9 protein-coding genes and 1 pseudogene are annotated in these 19,114 nt (G+C 73.8%); 5 read left to right on the forward strand and 5 right to left on the reverse strand.

Going from position 1 to position 19,114, the window contains the following annotated elements; translation table 11 throughout:
* Positions 1 to 287, forward strand: a pseudogene (locus AB0J72_RS52660) (hypothetical protein); the annotation flags it as partial.
* On the opposite strand, the gene AB0J72_RS52665 reads toward AB0J72_RS52660, so the two are convergent.
* Positions 277 to 1,884 (reverse strand): methyl-accepting chemotaxis protein, encoded by a 1,608-nt coding sequence (locus AB0J72_RS52665; RefSeq protein WP_363414744.1) that lies wholly within the window; start codon positions 1,882 to 1,884, stop codon positions 277 to 279. The pseudogene AB0J72_RS52660 and the gene AB0J72_RS52665 sit on opposite strands and share 11 nt — an antisense overlap.
* Before the next feature lie 146 nt (positions 1,885 to 2,030).
* Here AB0J72_RS52665 and AB0J72_RS52670 point away from each other — a divergent pair, with 146 nt between their 5' ends.
* On the forward strand, positions 2,031 to 3,119 hold the full coding sequence (locus AB0J72_RS52670) for an NADH:flavin oxidoreductase/NADH oxidase (protein WP_363414747.1): 1,089 nt from the start codon (positions 2,031 to 2,033) through the stop codon (positions 3,117 to 3,119).
* Here AB0J72_RS52670 and AB0J72_RS52675 read toward each other — a convergent pair.
* Positions 3,114 to 4,637: a glycoside hydrolase family 43 protein gene (locus tag AB0J72_RS52675; protein ID WP_363414749.1), complete on the reverse strand. Its 1,524-nt coding sequence runs from the start codon at positions 4,635 to 4,637 to the stop codon at positions 3,114 to 3,116. The two genes, AB0J72_RS52670 and AB0J72_RS52675, sit on opposite strands and share 6 nt — an antisense overlap.
* Positions 4,638 to 4,787: 150 nt before the next feature.
* Here AB0J72_RS52675 and paaZ point away from each other — a divergent pair, with 150 nt between their 5' ends.
* Together paaZ and AB0J72_RS52685 are read left to right on the forward strand one after the other, a co-directional pair.
* The gene (gene paaZ, locus AB0J72_RS52680; protein ID WP_363414752.1) at positions 4,788 to 6,824 is read left to right on the forward strand and encodes a phenylacetic acid degradation bifunctional protein PaaZ; all 2,037 of its coding nucleotides are present in this window, start codon (positions 4,788 to 4,790) and stop codon (positions 6,822 to 6,824) included.
* Between the two features lie 100 nt (positions 6,825 to 6,924).
* The gene (locus AB0J72_RS52685) at positions 6,925 to 7,554 is read left to right on the forward strand and encodes a TetR/AcrR family transcriptional regulator (RefSeq protein WP_363414755.1); all 630 of its coding nucleotides are present in this window, start codon (positions 6,925 to 6,927) and stop codon (positions 7,552 to 7,554) included.
* A 245-nt stretch (positions 7,555 to 7,799) separates the two neighbouring features.
* Here AB0J72_RS52685 and AB0J72_RS52690 read toward each other — a convergent pair whose 3' ends face one another.
* A complete protein-coding gene (locus AB0J72_RS52690) occupies positions 7,800 to 7,925 on the reverse strand; it encodes a hypothetical protein (RefSeq protein WP_363414758.1) in 126 nt (41 codons plus the stop codon).
* Between the two features lie 144 nt (positions 7,926 to 8,069).
* Here AB0J72_RS52690 and AB0J72_RS52695 point away from each other — a divergent pair, with 144 nt between their 5' ends.
* Positions 8,070 to 8,492, forward strand: a complete 423-nt coding sequence (locus tag AB0J72_RS52695; RefSeq protein ID WP_363414761.1) for a hypothetical protein — start codon at positions 8,070 to 8,072, stop codon at positions 8,490 to 8,492.
* 103 nt (positions 8,493 to 8,595) lie between these two features.
* Here AB0J72_RS52695 and AB0J72_RS52700 read toward each other — a convergent pair whose 3' ends face one another.
* Together AB0J72_RS52700 and AB0J72_RS52705 are read right to left on the reverse strand one after the other, a co-directional pair.
* Positions 8,596 to 11,622 carry a BTAD domain-containing putative transcriptional regulator gene (locus AB0J72_RS52700; protein WP_363414764.1) on the reverse strand — a complete coding sequence of 1,009 codons (3,027 nt, stop codon included), beginning with the start codon at positions 11,620 to 11,622 and terminating at the stop codon, positions 8,596 to 8,598.
* 99 nt (positions 11,623 to 11,721) lie between these two features.
* Positions 11,722 to 19,071 (reverse strand): SpvB/TcaC N-terminal domain-containing protein, encoded by a 7,350-nt coding sequence (locus AB0J72_RS52705; protein ID WP_363414767.1) that lies wholly within the window; start codon positions 19,069 to 19,071, stop codon positions 11,722 to 11,724.
* Between the last annotated feature and the right edge of the window lie 43 nt (positions 19,072 to 19,114).

Genomic DNA, 19,114 nt, shown 5'->3' on the forward strand with positions numbered 1-19,114 from the left:
CCGGCGGCACGCTCCGGGGCGTGCGCGACCTGGCCGGTCTGGTCGGCGTCGGCCTGCTCTGCGCGGTCCTGCTCGGCGGCGCCCCCGCGTGGGCCGGGCCGCTCGGCTACGCCATGGCCGGCGTGTACGCCCTGTACACCCAGTGGCACGCCCCCGCCCTGACGACGCCGTGGATCTGGCCGGGCCGCCCGGCCGGCGACGTCGGCGGTGCGGTCTGCGCCGCGCTGGTGTTCGCCGCCGGGACGGCCCTGTTCACGTGGCGCGGCGCCCGCGACGTCAGTACCTGAAGCTCGCCACCAGCGTCGACAGCTCCGAGGACATCCTGGCCAGCTCGGCCGTCGTCTGCTGGGACTCGGTGACGCCCTGGCTGGTGACGCGGGACGCCTCGGCGACGCCGGTCATGTTCGCGGCGATCTCGCCCACGCCGGCGGCGGCCTCCGCGACGCTGCGGCTCATCTCGCCGGTCGTGGCCGTCTGCTCCTCGACCGCCGACGCGATCGTCGTCTGGAAGTCGCTGATCCGGCCGATGACCTGCGAGATCTGCTCGATCGCGGCGACCGCGCCGGACGTGTCGGCCTGGATCGCCTCGACGCGCCGGGCGATGTCCTCGGTGGCCCGGGCGGTCTCCTGCGCGAGGTCCTTCACCTCGGACGCGACGACCGCGAAGCCCTTGCCCGCGTCGCCGGCCCGGGCCGCCTCGATCGTGGCGTTGAGGGCGAGCAGGTTGGTCTGCTCGGCGATGGACGTGATCACCTTGACGACGTTGCCGATCTCCGCCGACGACGCACCGAGCTTGTTCATCGTCGTCGACGTCGCCTCGGTGATCGTCACGGCATCGGTCGCGACGCGGGCCGCCTCGGTGGCGTTCTGCGAGATCTCCCGGATCGACGCGCCCATCTCCTCGCTGCCGGCCGACACCGTGTCGACGCTGCGGGACACCTCCTTGGCGGCGGCGGACACCGCCTGCGCCTGCACCGAGGTCTCCTCCGCCGACGTGGAGATCTGCGTCGTCACGCCCGACATCTCCTCGGCGGCGCTCGCGAGCGACGTCGCCGAGCCGTCGATGGTGAGCACGGTCTGCCGCAGCCGGACCAGCGCGTTGTCCAGCGCCTGCCCCATCCGTCCCGGCTCGTCGCGGGTCTGAAGTCCCGTGGTTTGGGTGAGGTCGCCCGCCGACAGCGCCTCGCACACCCACCGGACCCGGTTCAGCGGCCGCACGACGCCCCGCGCCACGACCAGCCCGACGCCGAGCGCGAGCGCGAGCCCGACGACCAGCATGATGATCGAGTTCCGGCGGCTGCGCTCGTAGCCGGAGCGGGCCGAGGCCGCGGACTTGGCGGCGTCCGCCCGCTCCGCGTCGTTCAGCTCCGCGATGTCCTTGTAAAGGGTCGCGACGATCGGCTGGACCTCCGTGTCGCGGGTCTGCTGCCACGACACGTAGTCGTTGCGGGCGCCGGAGGGCAGCTGCTTGGTCTTCACCACCTGCACCCAGCTCTGCCAGGTGCTGGCCAGATGGTCGATGGTCGCGGGGTTGCCCGCGGGGAAGCTGTTGCGGTACGCCTCCATCGCCGCGTCGAACGCCTTCAGGTCGTCCTCGAACATCCCGCTGAACTTCGTCACCGCGTCCGGGTTCTGGGAGATGGCCTGGTTGGCCGAGTCGATTCCGGCCTGCGCCGCGGACGCCTTGATCTGCCCGACGGCGGTGACGCTCGCGACGTTGCTGCGGTAGATCCGCCGCGCCGTGTCGCTGGCCTCGGACAGCGACAGCAGCCCGGTGATGCCGACGGCGAGCGCGACCACGGCCGCGACACCGATCGCGGCGAGGATCTTGATGCGGACGCTGAGGTCGGTGAACCAGTTGTGGGTACCGGCAGGCGAAGTCACCAGGGGCCTCCGAAGTACGAGTGAGCTCACCCCACCGTACGAAACGCGGCCTTTGCCCGAAGGTGATTCGCGATCATCGCCGGTTCGGGGTGTTGCCTTCGTCATAAGGTGGAAGACGCGGCGCCGGCCGGGGTGTTGGCGGCGACATGAGCCGACTCTTCGCTCCGGTGACCCTGCGTGGCGTCACGTTCCCCAACCGCGTCTGGGCGGCACCGATGTGCCAGTACTCGTCCGCCGACGGGCACCCCACCGACTGGCACCTGGTGCACCTCGGCGGCATCGCCCGCGGCGGCGCCGGCGCGGTCATCGCGGAGGCGACCGCGGTGCGCCCCGACGGCCGGATCACCCCGCAGGACGCCGGCATCTGGAGCGACGAGCAGGCCGCGGACTACGCCAGGATCACCGCGTTCATCCGCGGCCAGGGCTCGGTCCCCGGCATCCAGCTGGCGCACGCGGGGCGCAAGGCGTCGACGTTCGCGCCGTGGCGGGGCAAGGGCAGCGTGCCGGCGGCCGAGGGCGGCTGGCCGACCGTCGCGCCGTCCGCGGTGCCGTTCGACGGCTTCGCCACGCCCGCCGAGCTGTCCACCGGCGAGATCGGCGCCCTCGTGCGGGACTGGGCCGCGGCCGCCCGGCGCGCGGTCGACGCCGGGTTCGAGGTCGTCGAGGTCCACGCCGCGCACGGCTACCTGCTGCACGAGTTCCTGTCCCCGCTGTCCAACCTGCGCACCGACGCCTACGGCGGCGACCTGGCCGGCCGGTCCCGGCTGCTGCTGGAGGTAGTCGACGCGGTCCGCGGCGCGCTCCCGGACCGGCTGCCGCTGCTCGTGCGGGTCAGCGCCACCGACTGGGTCGAGGGTGGTCTCGCCGTCGACGAGGTCGCCGAGGTGGCCGCCGTCCTCGCCGGGCACGGCGTCGACCTGGTCGACGTGTCCAGCGGCGGCAACCACGCCGGCCAGCAGATCGTCGCCGGCCCCGGCTACCAGGTGCCGTTCGCCCGGGCGGTCCGCGAGCGCTCCGGCCTGCCGGTGGGCGCGGTCGGGCTCATCACCGAGCCCGCCCAGGCCGAGAAGATCCTCGCCGAGGAGTCCGCCGACATAGTCTCGCTCGGCCGCGCGCTGCTGCGCGAGCCGTCGTGGCCGCAGCGGGCCGCGCTGGAGCTGGGCGACGACGTCGCGTGGCCGCCGCAGTACCGCGCGGGCCGCCCGGCCGTTCCCGTCGCGATCCCCCGCTCATAGGCCGCCGGCGTAGTCGAACCAGTCGAACCGGACGGTGCCGTCGGCGCAGTACATGCCGATGACCCGTCCGGTGAAGCCGCCGGCGACCTCCGTCGACAGGTAGCGGCCGTCGAGCGTGGCGAGCGCGGTGAACGTCCCGTCGGCGCCCTCCACCCCGAACGCCAGGACGTCGGGTCCGCACCGGGGGTCGTCGGTGGATGCGGGCGCCACGTCGACGCCGAGGACGACGGGTCCGTCCGGCACCGGGCAGGACGCCACCTCGGCGCACAGCGGGCCGATCCGGGCCAGCACCTTCGCAGTACCGGCGAACACCTCGATCTCGTAGTGGTGGGCCTCGTCGAGGCGGACCACGAGACCGCCGCGGCCCTCCCCCGGGTCGAGCAGCGTCCTGGCCCGGCACGCGAGGTGCTGCTGGCGCCGGGCGACGAGGGTGAGGTCCAGGTCGTCCAGCGACCCGCCGGCCGCGTGCAGCGTCAGCCAGCCGGGCCGGTCCTGACTGGTGGAGGGCGGCCGCCGCAGCGACACCCACCGCGGATGCATGGGACCGTCGAAGTCGTCGCGGACCGGCTCGGCGGCGGCGGGGTACAGCGGCCAGCCCACGGCCGGCAGGTCCAGGGTCAGCGGACCGGCGACCGGCCAGCCGTCGACCCAGCGCACCGGCGCGAGGTACGTCTCCCGGCCGAGGACGTGCCAGCCGGGTGAGCCGCCGCCGGGGCGCACCCCGAGCAGCACCATCCACCAGGAGCCGTCGGGCGCCTGCACGAGGTCGGCGTGGCCGGTGTTCTGGATCGGGTGATCCGTCCCCCGGTGGGTGAGGATCGGGTTGAACGGGCACGGTTCGAACGGGCCGGATGGCGACGGTCCGCGCGCGACCGACACGGCGTGGCCGCGCTCGGTGCCGCCCTCCGCCAGCAGCAGGTACCAGTGATCGCCGATCCGGTACAGGTGCGGCGCTTCCGGCGCCTTCGCCCCCGGCGTGCCCGACCAGATCCGCTGCGGTTCGCCGAGCGCGGCCCCGCTCGCGGTGTCGAGCGCGGCCCCGGTCGCGGTGTCGAGCACGGACCCGGTCGCGGTGTCGAGGCGTACCTGGGAGACGCCGGCGACGGTGCACCAGCAGGTGCCGTCGGCGTCCCACGCGAGGTCGGGGTCGATGCCGGCGACGCCCGGCAGCGGGATGGGCTCCGACCAGGGCCCGGCCGGGTCGGTGGCGGTGTAGAGCTGGTTGCCGCCGGCGCTGACGTTGGTGACGACGAGCCAGAACCGGCCGTCGTGGTGGCGCAGCGTGGGCGCGTAGAGGCCGCCGGAGGACCGGGTGCCCGGCGGCAGTGGCAGCTGGCTCGGGCGGTCCAGGGCGTTGCCGATCTGCGTCCAGTTGACCAGGTCCCGGCTGTGGAAGATCGGCACGCCGGGGAAGTACTCGAAGCTGGAGCAGGCCAGGTAGTAGTCGTCGCCGGCCCGGCAGACGCTCGGGTCCGGGTGGAAGCCGGCAACGACTGGGTTGCTCAGGTCGCTCGTCATGCGGTGACCCTTCCAAGGCGTTGACAGCGGGGCCCGGGCGGGGGTCTATTATTCGACTGAACGTTTGGTTAGTTCTTGCCGCTTGCTTCGTTGGTCCAGTTTCTTGTTGGTCGATTTCGTTGGTCGATTTCGTTGGTCGAGGAGAGCCGTATGCCCACTCCCATGCTCCGGAGCCACGTCCTCGGCGCCTGGCACACCGCTGACGACGACGGCAAGGCCGTCCACGACGCGGTCACCGGCGAGGAGATCGCGCGGGTCAGCTCCAGCGGCGTCGACTTCGCCGCCGCCCTCGACTACGGCCGGCGCACCGGCGGCCCGGCGCTGCGGGAGCTCACCTTCCACCAGCGCGCCGCCCTGCTCAAGGCGCTCGGCCTGCACATCCGCGAGCAGCGGGAGCGGCTCTACGCCGTGTCCGCGAGGACCGGGGCGACGCTCGGCGACTCCAAGTTCGACGTCGACGGCGGCATGGGCGTCCTGCTCTCGTACGCCAGCAAGGCCAAGCGCGAGCTGCCCAACGACACGGTCTACGTCGACGGGCCCGTGGAGCCGCTCGGCAAGGGCGGGACGTTCCTCGGCCAGCACGTCTGCGTGTCGTTGCGCGGCGTCGCGGTGCAGATCAACGCGTTCAACTTCCCGGTCTGGGGCCCGCTGGAGAAGTTCGCGCCGGCGTTCCTGGCGGGCGTCCCCACCATCGTCAAGCCGGCCACGCCGACCGCGTTCCTCACCGCCGAGCTCATCGAGGTCATCGTCGAGTCCGGCCTCCTGCCCGCCGGCGCCCTGCAGTTCGTCGCCGGCGGCCTCGGCGACACGTTCGACCACCTCACCGGCCAGGACCTCGTCTCCTTCACCGGCTCCGCGTCGACCGCGCAGCTGCTGCGCACCCACTCCGCGCTGGTCCGCAACGCGGTGCGGTTCAACGCCGAGGCCGACTCGCTCAACCTGTCGGCGCTCGGCCCCGACGCCGTCCCCGGCACACCCGAGTTCGACCTGTTCGTCAAGGCTCTCGTCGCCGAGATGACCGTGAAGGCCGGCCAGAAGTGCACCGCGATCCGGCGGGCCTTCGTACCGTCAGGGCTGGTCGAGGCCGTGGTCGAGGCGGCGACCGCCCGGCTCGCGAAGACCGTCGTCGGCAATCCGGCCGCGGAAGGTGTACGGATGGGCGCCCTCGCCAGCCTCGACCAGCGCGACGAGGTCCGGCGCAGCGTCGGCGCGCTCACCGGCGCCGGCCGGATCGTCTACGGCGACCCGGAGAAGGTCGACGTGCTCGACGCCGACCCGCAGCGCGGCGCGTTCCTGTCCCCGATCCTGCTCGTCGGCGACCCCGACCGGGCCGAGCCGCACGAGGTCGAGGCGTTCGGCCCCGTCGCCACCGTCATGGCCTACGACACCACCGACCAGCTCGTCGAGTACGCCGCCCGCGGCCAGGGCAGCCTCGCCGGCTCGGTCGTCACCGCCGACACCGCGTTCGCCCGCGACGTCGTCCTCGGCGTCGCACCCTGGCACGGCCGCTTGCTGATCCTCAACGACCGCGACGCCAAGGAGTCCACCGGCCACGGCTCGCCGCTGCCGATGCTCGTCCACGGCGGCCCCGGCCGCGCCGGCGGCGGCGAGGAGATGGGCGGCATCCGCGGCGTCCTGCACCACATGCAGCGCACCGCCGTCCAGGCCGACCCGGACACGCTCGCCGCGGTCACCGGCCGCTGGGTCGCCGGCGCGCAGCGGCACGTCGACGACGTCCACCCGTTCCGCAAGAACCTCGCCCAGCTGCGCCCCGGCGACACCGTCGTCGCCGGCCCGCGCCGCGTCACGCAGGAGGACGTGGAGCACTTCGCCGAGTTCACCGGCGACACGTTCTACGCCCACATGGACGCCGAGGCCGCCGCCGCCAACCCGCTCTTCGGCGAGCGCGTCGCGCACGGCTACCTCGTCGTCAGCCTCGCCGCCGGCCTCTTCGTCGACCCCGACCCGGGCCCCGTCCTGGCCAACTTCGGCGTCGACTCGCTGCGCTTCCTGTCCCCCGTCAAGTTCGGCGACGAGCTCACCGTGACGCTGACCTGCAAGCAGATCACCCCGCGCGAGTCCGCCGACTACGGCGAGGTGCGCTGGGACGCCGACGTCACCCGCCAGGACGGCGAGTCCGTGGCGAAGTACGACGTGCTCACCCTGGTCGCGAAGCCGGCCGGGTGAGCGTCTCGGGCCGCTCCGGCCGACGCGAGCGCAGCGGGGGCGGCCAGCTTCGCGTCTCGGCCCGCTCAGGTCGACGCCGTAGCGCGGCGGAGGCGGCGGCATGAGCGACGCCGTCGAGCTCGGGCAGCGCCCCGGCCGCGGCCGCCCTCCCCGGTACAGCCGCGACGAGCTGCTCGCGAAGGTCGTCGCGGTCTTCAACGAGCGCGGCTACGAGGCCACCTCCATGGAGGACCTCGCCCGCGCGACCGGCCTGAACAAGTCGTCCTTCTACCACCACTTCACCGGCAAGGAGGAGCTGCTCGGCCTCGGCGTCGGCCACGCCCTCGACGCCCTCACCGCGGTGCTCGCCGAACCCGAGTCACTCTCCGGCCGCCCGGCGCAGCGCCTCGAACACGTGCTGCGCCGCACCGCCGAGGTCCTCCTGGCCGAGCTGCCGTACGTCACCCTCCTGCTCCGCGTCCGCGGCAACACCACCGTCGAACGCGACGCCCTCCACCGCCGCCGCGACCTCGACACCCGCGTCGCCGCCATGGTCCGCGCCGCAGCCGACGCCGGCGAGATCCGCGCCGACATCGACCCCCGCCTCGCCACCCGCCTCCTCTTCGGCATGGTCAACTCCATCACCGAGTGGTACCGCCCCGACCCCTCCCGCCCTTCCCCCGCCCCCGACATCGCCTCCGCCGTCGTCACCCTCACCCTGCACGGCCTCTCCACCCAACCCGTCCCCTGAGCCGCGCCACCGCGACCTCCTACCCCGGCGAGTCCCGCAACCTGGCCGCCACCGCACTGACCATGTCCCAGCCGTCGCACCTGACATGCGTGGCATCGGCCGGCCGCCAGCCCCGGTCGAGCGCCACCTCCAGCAACGCCCGCACCACCCCAGGCGTCGAGCAGGCGACATCGAGCACCAGAAACGGCTGGTCGGCACTGCCCGTGCCGCGGTCGTCGCCACCCTCGGCGCGCCGAGCCTGCCTACTACACGGCCGCCGCTGCAGCCGAGATCTGCCGGGCCTCCGGGGTGCGCATCAGCAGCGCGGGATGGGACCAGTACGTGCCGGGGTCGCCGTACAGCCTGCTCTGCTGAGCCTGTTCCCGCAGCATGCGGGCCTGTCCGGATCTGTCCGGGCTGCCGCGCGGCCCGTCCGGAGTTGTCCGGACCGCGCCGCGCGCCCTTCCGCTGGGCGGCGCCCGACCTGTTCGCTCGGCGTGCGGCACCCCGGCCGCGACGCCACACAGGGAGAGCTCATGACCGCAACGTTCGCAACGCCCCGCACCCGTCGCCGGTTCGCCGGTCTCGTGGCCACCGTCCTGGCTGCGGCGCTCGGCGGTGTCGCCGTGGCGCCCCAGCCGGCGGCGGCGTGGCCGTGGGAACCGGCCGTAACCCTCAACGGCAAGGTCGGCTGCACCTACGCGACCACGAACACCGTCACATGGGCCTGGGTCGAGGCGACCAACGGCGAGCGCGGCTGGGCGACGCTGAGCGGCAGCGGCATGACCCGGCCGTACTACTTCGACTTCAACAGCGTCGGGACCGGCGGCACGACCGTGACGTTCAAGTGGGGCTGCTCCACCGACGGCGAGCACTCGACCACGTTCGGGCTCAACCGCCCGTCGACCGGCAAGACCGCCACCCGCAACATCTGCTACTGGTCGCCCTGCTCGTTGTAACCGCACACGCTTACGTCCGCGGAAGGGGACGGCGCCGCGCACGCCACGGCAGCGGCGCCGTCCTCGCGGCTACAGGCGCTCGAATGGCCGGTGAGCGGCCTGCTTACCGGGCCGAGATCCTGGGCCGGACGCGCGGCGCCGGGCGGCTCCGGTTCAGCCGTTCGTAGAGCGCCGTGGTCTCGGCCGCGGGTCGCACGCCGAGCTCGTCGCCGAGCACAGTGACCAGTTCGATGTACTGCCGCCGGACCCGGCCCGGCTCGCCCAGCACGGCATAGCAGTTCATCAGCGCGCGGTGCGCCGCCTCGGCGAGCGGGTCCAGGTCGAGCAGCCGCCGGTAGGCATGCACCGCCCGCCCGGGGTCGCCGCCGTCGCACAGCAACCCGCCCAGGCGCAGCAGGCTGTCCTCGGCGCGTGTGCGCAGCCCGGTGCGCCGCGCGGCGATCCACGGCCCGGCAGCGAGGTCGGCCAGGAAGTCGCCCCGGTAGTGCTCCAGCGCCTGTTCCAGCAGCGTCACCGCCCCGGCGGCCGATTCCTCCGCGGCCGCCTTCTCCAGGCCGGCCTCGAACGCCTCGACGTCGTACAGGTGCGGCAACGCCCGGTTGAACGCGTACCGGCCGTTGCTGAACCGCACCCATTCGCCGCCGCCCAGTGCCCGGCGGGCGTGCCGTACCGCGGTGTGGAAGCTGTTGCGCAGCCCGGTGCCACCGGTGTCGGGCCACAGCGCCTGTCCCGCCTGTTCCTTGCTGCCGCCCGGGTGCGAGAGCAGATAGTGCACCAGTTCCCGGGGCTTCTGATACGTCCAGTCGGCAGGCCCGAGCAGCCGCTGCCCCGCGTACTCCCGCACCTGCCCCAGTGCGAAGATCCGCACCTGCGCGGGGAGCCGGCCCTCGGTCCGCACCGTGGCCGGCGCGACCGGGGCCGCTGCGATCAGGACCGGCGCCGCAACCAACGCCACGGAAGACCGGGCCACGGACAGCTCCGCGACGGAGGCGACGATGTCACCGAGCGGGACGGCTGCCGCAGCCGCCCACGCATCGGCCGTGAAGGGCGATCCGCGCAGCGCCGCGGCCAGCCCGGCGACGTCGGCGTCCTCGACGGGCGGGCGGGGCGTACCCAGCGTCGCACGGACGACATCGGCGGCACCCAGCAGCCGCGCCGCGACGACCGGGTCCTGGTGCGCCGCCGCCAACGCCTCCAGGCCGCTGGCGGTGCGCCACAGGTCGCCGACGGCGTACTGCGCGGCGACGCTCTCCGCCAGCAGGTGAGCCGCACGCGCCCGGTCACCGGCCCGCAGGGCGACGCGGCCGAGCAGTTCCAGCGCCCAGGCGGTCCCCTCGGCGAAACTGACCGACCGTGCCAGGTCCAGCGCCTCGGTCAGGATCCGCTCGGCGGTGTCGTGGCCTCCGCCGTAGAAGGCCGCCGCCCCCGCGTTGATGAGGCAGGCGGCGGTCCGGCGCGGGTTACCGACCCCGCGGAAGTACGCCACCGGCCCGGCGGCGAGCTCGGCCGCCCGGCCCGGGTCACCGCGCAGCCAGGCCAGGAACGCCAGCTGGTTGCGGGTGCCGGCGGCACCACCGGAGTCACCGGTCTCCTCCCGGCGGCGCAGGCACTCCAGCAGCAGGCGTTCCGCGTCGTCGTATCGGCCGCGTTCCCGGGCGATGCCGCCGAGGACCGCCAGCACCGAGGCGTGCCCGGCCGCGTCGCCCAGTTCCCGGTACAGCGGCAACGCCCGGTCCAGCTGATCGGCGGCCAGGTCGTACCGGCAGTGCAGCATCGCCAGCGACCCCGCGGCGAAGTGGCCGGCCGCGCGCGACCGTGGCGACCCGGCGCCGCTCTCCAGCGCCGCGATGAGCCACCGCAACCCTTCGGCGTACGTACCGCGCAGTGTCCACCATGGATACAGCGCGACCGACAGGCGCAGCAGCCGCTCCGCCGACGGGGCACGGTGCGCGCTCGCGTGGCACCACGCCAGCGCGGCGACCAGGTCAGCCCGTTCCGCGTCCAGGCGGCCGGGCCACGCCCCAGTGTCCGATGTGGACCTGCCGCGGTCGCCGAGTTCGGCCAGCTCGGTCACCAGGGTGGCGTGCCGGTCGCGGACGACCTCCTCCTCGCCGGACGCGCTGAGCTTTCGCGCGGCGTACCGGCGGACCGTCTCGAGCATGGAGTAGCGGACCTCGCCGCCGCTGCCGCGGACCTGGACCAGGGACTTGTCCACAAGGGATGCCAGGCTCCACAGGATCCCGGGAGTGCCGTCGCACAGCGCTTCCACGGCGGCGAGGGTGAACGTCCCGGCGAAGACGGTCAGCCGGCGCAGGAGGACCTGTTCGTCCGGCTCCAGCAGGTCATGGCTCCAGTCTATTGTGGACTGGAGGGTCCGCTGCCGGGCGACGCTGCCGGGGCGGCCGTTGTCGAGCAGTCCGAACACCACGTCGAGCCGGTCGGCGAGGTCCTCGATGGGCAGGGCCGCGACCCGGGCGGCCGCCAGTTCGATCGCCAGCGGCAGCCCGTCGAGGCGGGCGCAGATCGTGGCGACGGCGTGGGCGTTGCGCTCGCGCAGCACGAAGGCGGGGTTGACGGCGACGGCCCGGCGCGCGAACAGCTGGATGGCGGGCCAGGCCGCGAGTTCGTCCAGCGGGGGCAGCGCCGACGGGTCGCAGACCGGCAGCGGCGGCACCGGGTGGCACCACTCCCCCGTGATCCGCAACCGTTCCCGGCTGGTGACCAGGACCCGCAGTCCCGGGCAGCCGTCGACGAGCCGGTCGGTGAGGTCGGCGGCCTCGGCGATGACATGTTCGCAGTTGTCCAGCACCAGCAGCAGGTCCTCGCCGCGCAACCGGCGGACCATCGACTCGGCGAGCGGGACGCCGGCGGTGTCACGGATCTCCAGGGCGGCGGCGAGGGTTGCGGCAACCGCGCCGGGCCCCGCCACCGGGGCCAGTTCCACCCACCGGACCGGCAGTGCGCCGCCGGCCTCGACGTGCGCCGCGACCGCCCGCGCGAGGCTGGTCTTGCCGCTGCCGCCGGGCCCGGTGAGCGTGACGATGCGGTGCCCGTCCACCGCCCGCACGAGGTCGGCCACGTCGCCGGCGCGGCCGACGAGCGTGGTGCGGGCGGTCACTGCGTCGGTCATCGGGCGGCCGCTCCTCGCATCGTGGCGCTGGTCAGTGACCAAGTCACCACGATGCGAGGTGCACCGGGAACCGCAATGTCGGGTTGGCGACGCCATGTATCAGAACCGGAAGAAGAATCCGTTCTTGCGCAGCATCTCGAACGTGTCGGGTGGGAAGACCACCTCGCTGGTGCCCGGCGGCACACCGGGTGGAGGGTTGTCGATGGTCCGGGTCACGGCGGTGTGCCCGTACGCGTTGAAGAGCCGGTCCGCGGTCTCCTTGGGAATGGCGATCCCGACGACCGCCGGTTTCGCCGGCGGCGCGGCGCTGAACGGCTTGGCGGCGTTGAGGTCGTTGACCTTCTGCGCGCTCCGCTCCGCGAAGATGTTGGCGATGTCGAGGTTTCTCGTGGCGAACAGCTTGCCGCTGTGCGCGCCGCCACCGGCCGACAGCGAACCTCCCTGGGTGGCCACCATCTCGTCCGCGGCGGTGTCGATCGTGCCGTGGGCGACGACCTGCATCGTCGAGGTGTCGTCGATGTAGTCCTCCGCTCCTGCCTTGATGGCGAGTTCCCGCAGGTTCGGGCCTTTGGGCCGGGTCACCTCCCGCGGTCCGGTGCTGGGGGTCGGGCTCCACTTCGTCGGCCCGTCCCCGCCCGGCGGCGTGGGTCCTGAGGAGCCGTCGCCGGCCATCATCATGACGCCGGCCGCCAGCGGTGCTGCGCCCCCCGCGGGGGCGAGCGCGAGCGCCTGCACTCCGGCCGGTGCCAAAGCGGGTCCGCCTGCGGTCGCCAGCTGGGGCAGGGACCCGCCGGCTGCCCCGCCACCACCGGCGACCCCGGCGATCCGGGCGGCTCCGGAGGCCAGCAGCGCCCCGCTGAGAACGTTGGACGCCACACCGAACGCATCCCGCCCCGCCTGCCGGGCATCGGTCGCGTTCACGAACCTCTCCCCAGCGACCAGCGCCTGGTAGAACGGGTTGAACATCTTGGTCAGCCCGCCCACGCCCTCCTTGTCGTAGGCCTGGCGGGCACTGGAACCGAGCGCCTTGCCGGCTGTGACCGGGTCCCGCACCGCGCCGGCCAGTCCAGTGCCCAGGTGCAGCGCGCCCTCCCCGATACCGAGCCAGTAGTCGGCCTGGACCTGCCAGAAGTTCGGCCGCTCCTGGCGGCCGTCCGGGTCGTGGAACATGATCGGATTGCATCTGACGTACCGGTAGAGACTGCCGGACGTGCGGACCGGGTCGGCGGCGGTCCAGCGGGCCAGCCACGGCGCGTAGTACCGGGCACCGTGATACGACAGGCCGGTCTCCGCGTCGCGTTCCTTGCCGGTGTAGCGGTACCGCTTCGGCGTCTCGGTCTGCGACCGCACCGCCCGGTATGCGCAGCTGCCGAACGGGTGGTACTCCTCGTAGGAGATGACCCGCGCCGAGGAGTCCAGCTCCAGGGTGGCCGAGCCGAGCTGGTCGGAGTACTGGTAGCGCACCAGCTGCGCCGCGCCCGGATCAGTACCGGCCGTTCTCGTCTCCACCAGTGCCACCCGGGTCCGGTCGTCGGTGATGTGCCGGCTCTCGCGTTCCAGGGTCACCGTGCTGCCGTCGCCGCCGAAGCTGCGGTGCACCTCGAACCCGCCCAGGTACCGGCGTTCAGCGGCCCGCGTCGGCGTGGAGGATCCGGTGGCCGAACGTTCGGTGACCGCGCGCACCCGTTCCCCGCCGGCGTCGTAGACGTAGTACGTCGTCTCCGGCGTGCCGTCGGTGACCACCTGCCGGGCGACGGCGCGCAGCCGGTCGGCGTGGTCCCACGCCATCAGCGGCAGGTGCGGCATCCGGGTCATGTTGCCGTGCGCGTCGTGCTCGTAGGTCTGTTCCGGACCGGACCCGACGCTGGTGGCGACGAGCCGGTTGCTGTGTTCGGTGTACGTGTGCCGCCGCGTCCACCCGGCACCGGGCTGCGCCGACTGGTGCACCAGTTCGAGCAGGTTCCCGACCGGGTCGTAGCGGTACCGCTCGGTGTAGCGGCCGACCGCGGCCCCGTCGCCGGGGTGGATCGCGGGCCCCGGCAGGTCCGGGCCGGTTCCCGGGGCACCGGCAAGCTGTTCGCGCCCACCGGCTTCGACGAGGCGGTACAGCCCGTCGTAGGTGTAGTCCGCGCCGGGTTGCACGACCTGGCCGGCGAAGAAGGCGGTCTGCTGTGCCGCGTCCCGTACCGCCGTGATGTTGCCGACCGGGTCGAAGGTGTGGCGGAGGTCCTGCAGCACCTCGGCGGCGCGGCGGGTCAGCAGGCGGCGCAGCCGGCCGGTGTCGGGATCGTAGGTGTACGTGGTGACCGTCCCGTTGCCGTGCACGACGCGCGTGCGCCGCCCAGTCGCGTCGTGGTCGAGCTCGGTGATCGCGTGCAGGTCCGCGCCGCCCGGATCCAGCAGGCCGGCGGGTACCGGCCGGCGGGTCCACACGTCCAGCCGGGTGAGCCTGCCGCTGATGTCGTAGCTGGGCCGCACCACGTCGGTACGGTCACCGCCGTACGGGCCGGCCTGCTGGACGGTCCGGTTCAACGCGTCGTAGCGGGTGTGCGTCGTGTACGTCTCGGTCTCCAGCGGCGGATCGGCCGACCAGTCCGGGACCTCGCGGTAGCCGGCTGTGAACCGGCGGGTCGCGGTCAGCGGGTTGCCCTTGAAGTCCCGGCGTTCGGTGGTGCTGCGCCCGGCGCCGTCGTACACCGCGTGCACGGCGCCGCGCAGGTTGCGATCCTCGGCGTCGGGCAGCATCTCGCCGTGCACGGTCCGGCCGATGACGCGTTCGGGTTCGGTACCGGTGAGCAGGTGCACCTCGACCGGACGGCGCAACGCGTCGTACGTGGTGCGCAACCGATGCCCGCGGTCGTCCCAGGTGGCCAGTACCTGCCCGGCGATGTCGGTGAGCACCCGCCGGACGCCGGTGTCCATCCCGGCCTGGCGCAGCAGCCGGCCACCGAACCCCCGGTCGGTGCGCAGGACCAGGCGGTCGAGCCCGTCGCGGACCTCGAGCTCGTTGCCCTCGACGTCCAGCGTCAGCCGGGTCAGCTCGGCCGGTTCCGCCCCACCGGCCTCGGTCCGGGTGCGGAACGCCCGGCCCAGGCTGTCCAGGTGGGTGACCGTGGGCGTGGCGGCGTGCGCGGCCGCCTTGACCGCCGCGTCGCGTTCCTCGGCGCCGAGCCCGCCGTCCACCCGTCGCGCGTACCAGGTCGGCAGGTAGTCCCCGGCGGGCAGCAGCGCGGCGAACCCGGCCAGGTCCGCGTCGGTGCGCGGATCCAGCAGGACCGTGTCGTTGCCGTCCCAGGTCTCCTGCCGCCACGGGTCGAAGACCACCTTGTCCCAGCTGTGATCGGGCCGCAGCACGGCCACGACCCGCTGTACCGCGTCGTAGCACCGGGTCGCGCTCACCCCGGCGGCACGGTCGGCCTCGAAGCGGTGGGTGCCGGTGAAGAACGGCTCGTACTCGCGGACCGGGCTGCCCTTGGCGTTGAAGACGGTCCAGCCGGTGGCGATCCAGCGTGGCGAGACGATCGGGCCGCCGTCGGCGACCGGGCCGGGTGCGGCCGCCGCCTTCGTCTGCACGATCCGGCCGAATCCGTCGGAGTACGTCACGGTGTGCTGGATCCGGACCGGTTCCCCGGCCGGCTGGTCGGCGGCGTGGGTCTCCCGGACCAGGGTGTGCACGACCGGGCCCTGCGGCTGGGTGTCGCCCCGGGAACGGTGGTAGGCGAACAGATCGTGGATCAGCCGGGTGGTGGCGGCGCCGAGCAGCCCGGCCGGATCGGTGACCTCGCCCGCGAGCACGTCCTCGGGCAGGTCGGCGGTGAACCCGTCGAGCGAGTCACCCACCGGTTCACCCGGCTTGCCGCGCACGGCGGTGCCGACGACGACGCCGTGCACGTCGAACGCGACCTCGCTGCGGTTGCGGTTGGCGTCGGTGACCAGCCGCGGTTGCAGCACCCGGTAGTCGAAGCCGCCCGCGACGATCTGCCCGACCGCGTCCCGTTCCCCGACGGTGGTGCGGTTGCCGAGCGCGTCGCGGACATCGACGACGGCGAGGTCGTACGGGTCGTACCCGGCGATCGTGGTGGCGCCGAACGGGTCGGTGAACCGGACCGGGAGGAAGAAGTGCGCCCGGGCCAGCGCCAGCTCGGCCTGCGGGGTGCCGCCGGCCGCGAAGTGCACCCGCCCGGACGGCACCCACCAGCCGGCGTCTGCACTGTGGACGTACCCGGCATCGGCCAGCATCGCGTCGTCGACCCGGTCGCCGTACGCCTGCGTGACCATCTCGGGTGTCAGCGCCAGCGTGTGCGACTCGTACGGCAGCGCCAGCGACTCCAGTGCACCCAGCGGCAGCGGCCCGGTCAGATCGTCCCGCCGGTACAGCGTGCGGCGGTGCTCCAGCAGCCGGCGCGCCCCGTCGGCGGCGACGCGCAGTTCCTCGGCGGTGAACAGCCCGCCGGGCTGGGTGGGCGGGTCGAGCAGTTCGAAGCGGCGCCCCTCGGCCGGCAGCGGGGTGCGGTAGGCGACCGGTCCGGTCACCGCGGTGGTCATCCGGTTGTCCACGACGGTCATGTACAGCCGGTGCTGCGCCGCCCGGTCGGCCGCGCTCAGGGTCGGGTCGGGATCGGGGTGCCGCCGGCCGTAGGTGACGCTCACGGCGCGCAGCACGTTGCCGAAGCTGTCGACCTCCAGGGTGACGCCGTGGCTGACCCGGGGGTCGGGGACCGTCTGGTCACCGGCCTGGTCACCGGTCCCGTAGGTGGCGCGGTCGTACGCCGCCTCGACCGTCTCGTGCTCGTGCACCAGGAACACCGGGTGGGCGTTGCGTCCGCGTGGCTGCACCAGCCGGAGCGCGGGGCGGCGTTCGGTCACCGTGTACGGCAGCCCTTCCCGCTCGGTGCGGTCCTGCGCGTAGACCTCCTGGCGCAGCATGGTGCCCCGCAGGGCGCGGAGCGCGTCGCGGCGATCGGCGTCGGACAGCCCTTCCGGCAGCGTGGTCGCGGGCAGGCGCACGATCGGGTCGCCGTCCCAGTACTCCTGCCGCAGCTGCGTGGCTGTCGCTCCGCCCGGGTCGTGCAGGCCGGTGTGGAACCAGGTGCGGGTCAGCACCGGCGGCGTGGTCAGCACGTCCGTGCCGGTGCCGGCGGTCGCCGCGACGGTTTCGGAGTCGGTCTGCTCGACCAGGCCGAAGCCCCGGAACTCCCGCTCCACGCCGTCGTAGGCGCCGTGATGGTAGGTGTATCGGGCGACGAACCGGCTGTGGCTGACCTGGTCGAGGGTCTGTACCTCGGTGACGACGTGCACCGGGAACGGCAGCCGGGTCGCCCACGGCCGTCCGGCGGCCCGGTCGGCGAGGTAGAACCGGATCGACGAGGCATACCCGACCCGGGTCTCGGCGCCGAGGTTGTTGCGCACGCCGACGAGCAGGTACGGCTTGACCCCGCCCATCAGGTCCAGGTAGCGCAGCCGGTCACCGGCGGTCCCGTGCCGCGGCGCCGGCCACACCAGGCAGGCGGTGCCGTTGCCGAGCAGGTCGGTGACGGTGACGTCGGTCGCGGTGGCGGTCGGCGGGACGTGCGTGATGTGGTGCGGCGCGGCGAAGGAGTTGCCGGACTGGTTCAGCCACACGCGCACGCCGTCGCCGTCGAGGTAGAGCAGGTCGGCGACGCCGGTGCCGTCGACGTCGGCGAGCCGGACCCGCCGCTGGTCGAAGGACTCCGGCGGGGCGAGGATCGGGGCGCCGGCCATCGGCACCCGGGCGCCGAAGCGGCCGTGGCCGAGGTTCGGCCAGTACGAGATGTCGCCGTTGCGGATCCGGACCACATCCGGCAGGCCGTCGCCGGACATGTCGGCCAGGTACACCGATCCGGTCCGGTCGGCGAGCACCAGGCGCGGCCCGGTCTCGTCGTCGAGCGGGTGCGGGCGGCGGCGGGCGTCACCGAACCCGGCGGCGCCCAGCGACGGGTACCACGTGATCGCGTCGGTGTCGGTGAGCAGCAGGTCGGCGTGCCCGTCGCCGTCGAGGTCGACGAGCCTGGCGTCGGCGCGGTCCAGGTCGGTGGGCAGCCGTTCGAACGCCCGGAACGGTCCCCAGCCGTCGCCGTCGCGTTCGGTGAACCCGGGGACCGGGCCGTCGAACGAGACGACGTCGAGGGTGCCGTTGCCGGTCAGGTCCAGCAGCTGCCGCCGCGTCCCGGCGGGAGTGCCGAGTGCGCGCGGGACCGGCTGGGCGGCGACGGCGACGGCCGGTGCCAGCCGGCCGTCGCCGTAGTTGCGGTGGTAGAGCCAGCTGCCGCCGGACTCCACCAGCGCGCCGGAGATCCCTTCGCCGTCGAGGTCGACCCAGGCCGCCGGTCCGGCGGGAGCGTCGGGACCGGCCTCGCGCACGTCCTCGGCGAAGGTCGCCGCGCTGTACTCGCACTCCACCGGTGGCATCGACCGGCGCAGGTAGCCGGTGCCCGAGCGGCGGTACGCGTGGACGGTGGCCGACGCCAGCAGGCTCGCGATGGGCTGCCCGCGCCCGGGGTCGCCGTGATATCGCAGCTCGGTCGCCCGGACCAGGCAGTCCGCGCCGACGCCGGGCTCGTCCGGGAAGTGGTGGAACATCAGCACCCGCCGGCACAGCCGGTAGAGGCGCAGGTCGAACCCGGGCCGGTGGTCGGAGAACGGGTCCAGGCGGGCCGGCCATGGCCGGTCGGGTTGCGGCGCCGGGTGTTGCGGGTCGTGGTCGCCGTAGTCGAGCACCACCTCGAACGCCCAGTCGGGTGCGGCCGGCTGCGGGTCGGCGAGCCGGGAGGCCCGGTTGCCGTAGCGGATGCGTTTGAGGTACCGGTGGGCGCCGCGCCCGGCCGGGGTGCGGTTCAGCTCGGCCGGTGCGCCGGTGTCCACTCCGAGGCTGTCCTCGCCCCGGTACTCGAACTCCATCGCGTTGCCCCGGTCGTCGTACCGGCGGCAGATGAGCCAGCTGAACACCCGTTGCGGCGCGGCCGGGTCGGCGATGCGCGACTGCGGGGTCTCCCCGTACACGGTCGTGGTGCCGTCACCGCCGGCGGTCCGCCAGTGCACGTCCCCGTCGGCGTGGCGGGTCCACCGCTCGACCCGTGCGAACGCGCCCTCCACCCGGGGGCGGTACCGGTCGATGCGGTGGCCGGGCGCGTGCCCCGGCCGGTCCAGCACCACCGGGGTGCCGGCGCCGTCGAGTTCGGGCACCAGGTCCTCCGCCCCGGCCAGGACGAACACGTCGCCCTGGCCGTAGACCGGCAACCGCCGGTCGGTCGAGCGGGCCACCGCGGGAAGGCCGAGGCTCCAGCCGAGGCCGAACGCGCCGTTGCCGGTCCCGGAGTCGTACCGCAGCGTCAGCGCCGGCCCGAACCCGCCCCGCCCCGGGCTCACCGGGATCGGCACGCTGAGCGAGCCGGTACCGGTGGCCGGGTTGATCGCGAACGTCTCGTCCATCCCGCGGATCGCGCCGCCGCCGGCCGGTACCGTGACCGCCGGC

It is taken from the genome of Dactylosporangium sp. NPDC049742 (assembly GCF_040674675.1).
GTDB classification, from domain to species: Bacteria; Actinomycetota; Actinomycetes; order Mycobacteriales; family Micromonosporaceae; genus Dactylosporangium; species Dactylosporangium maewongense.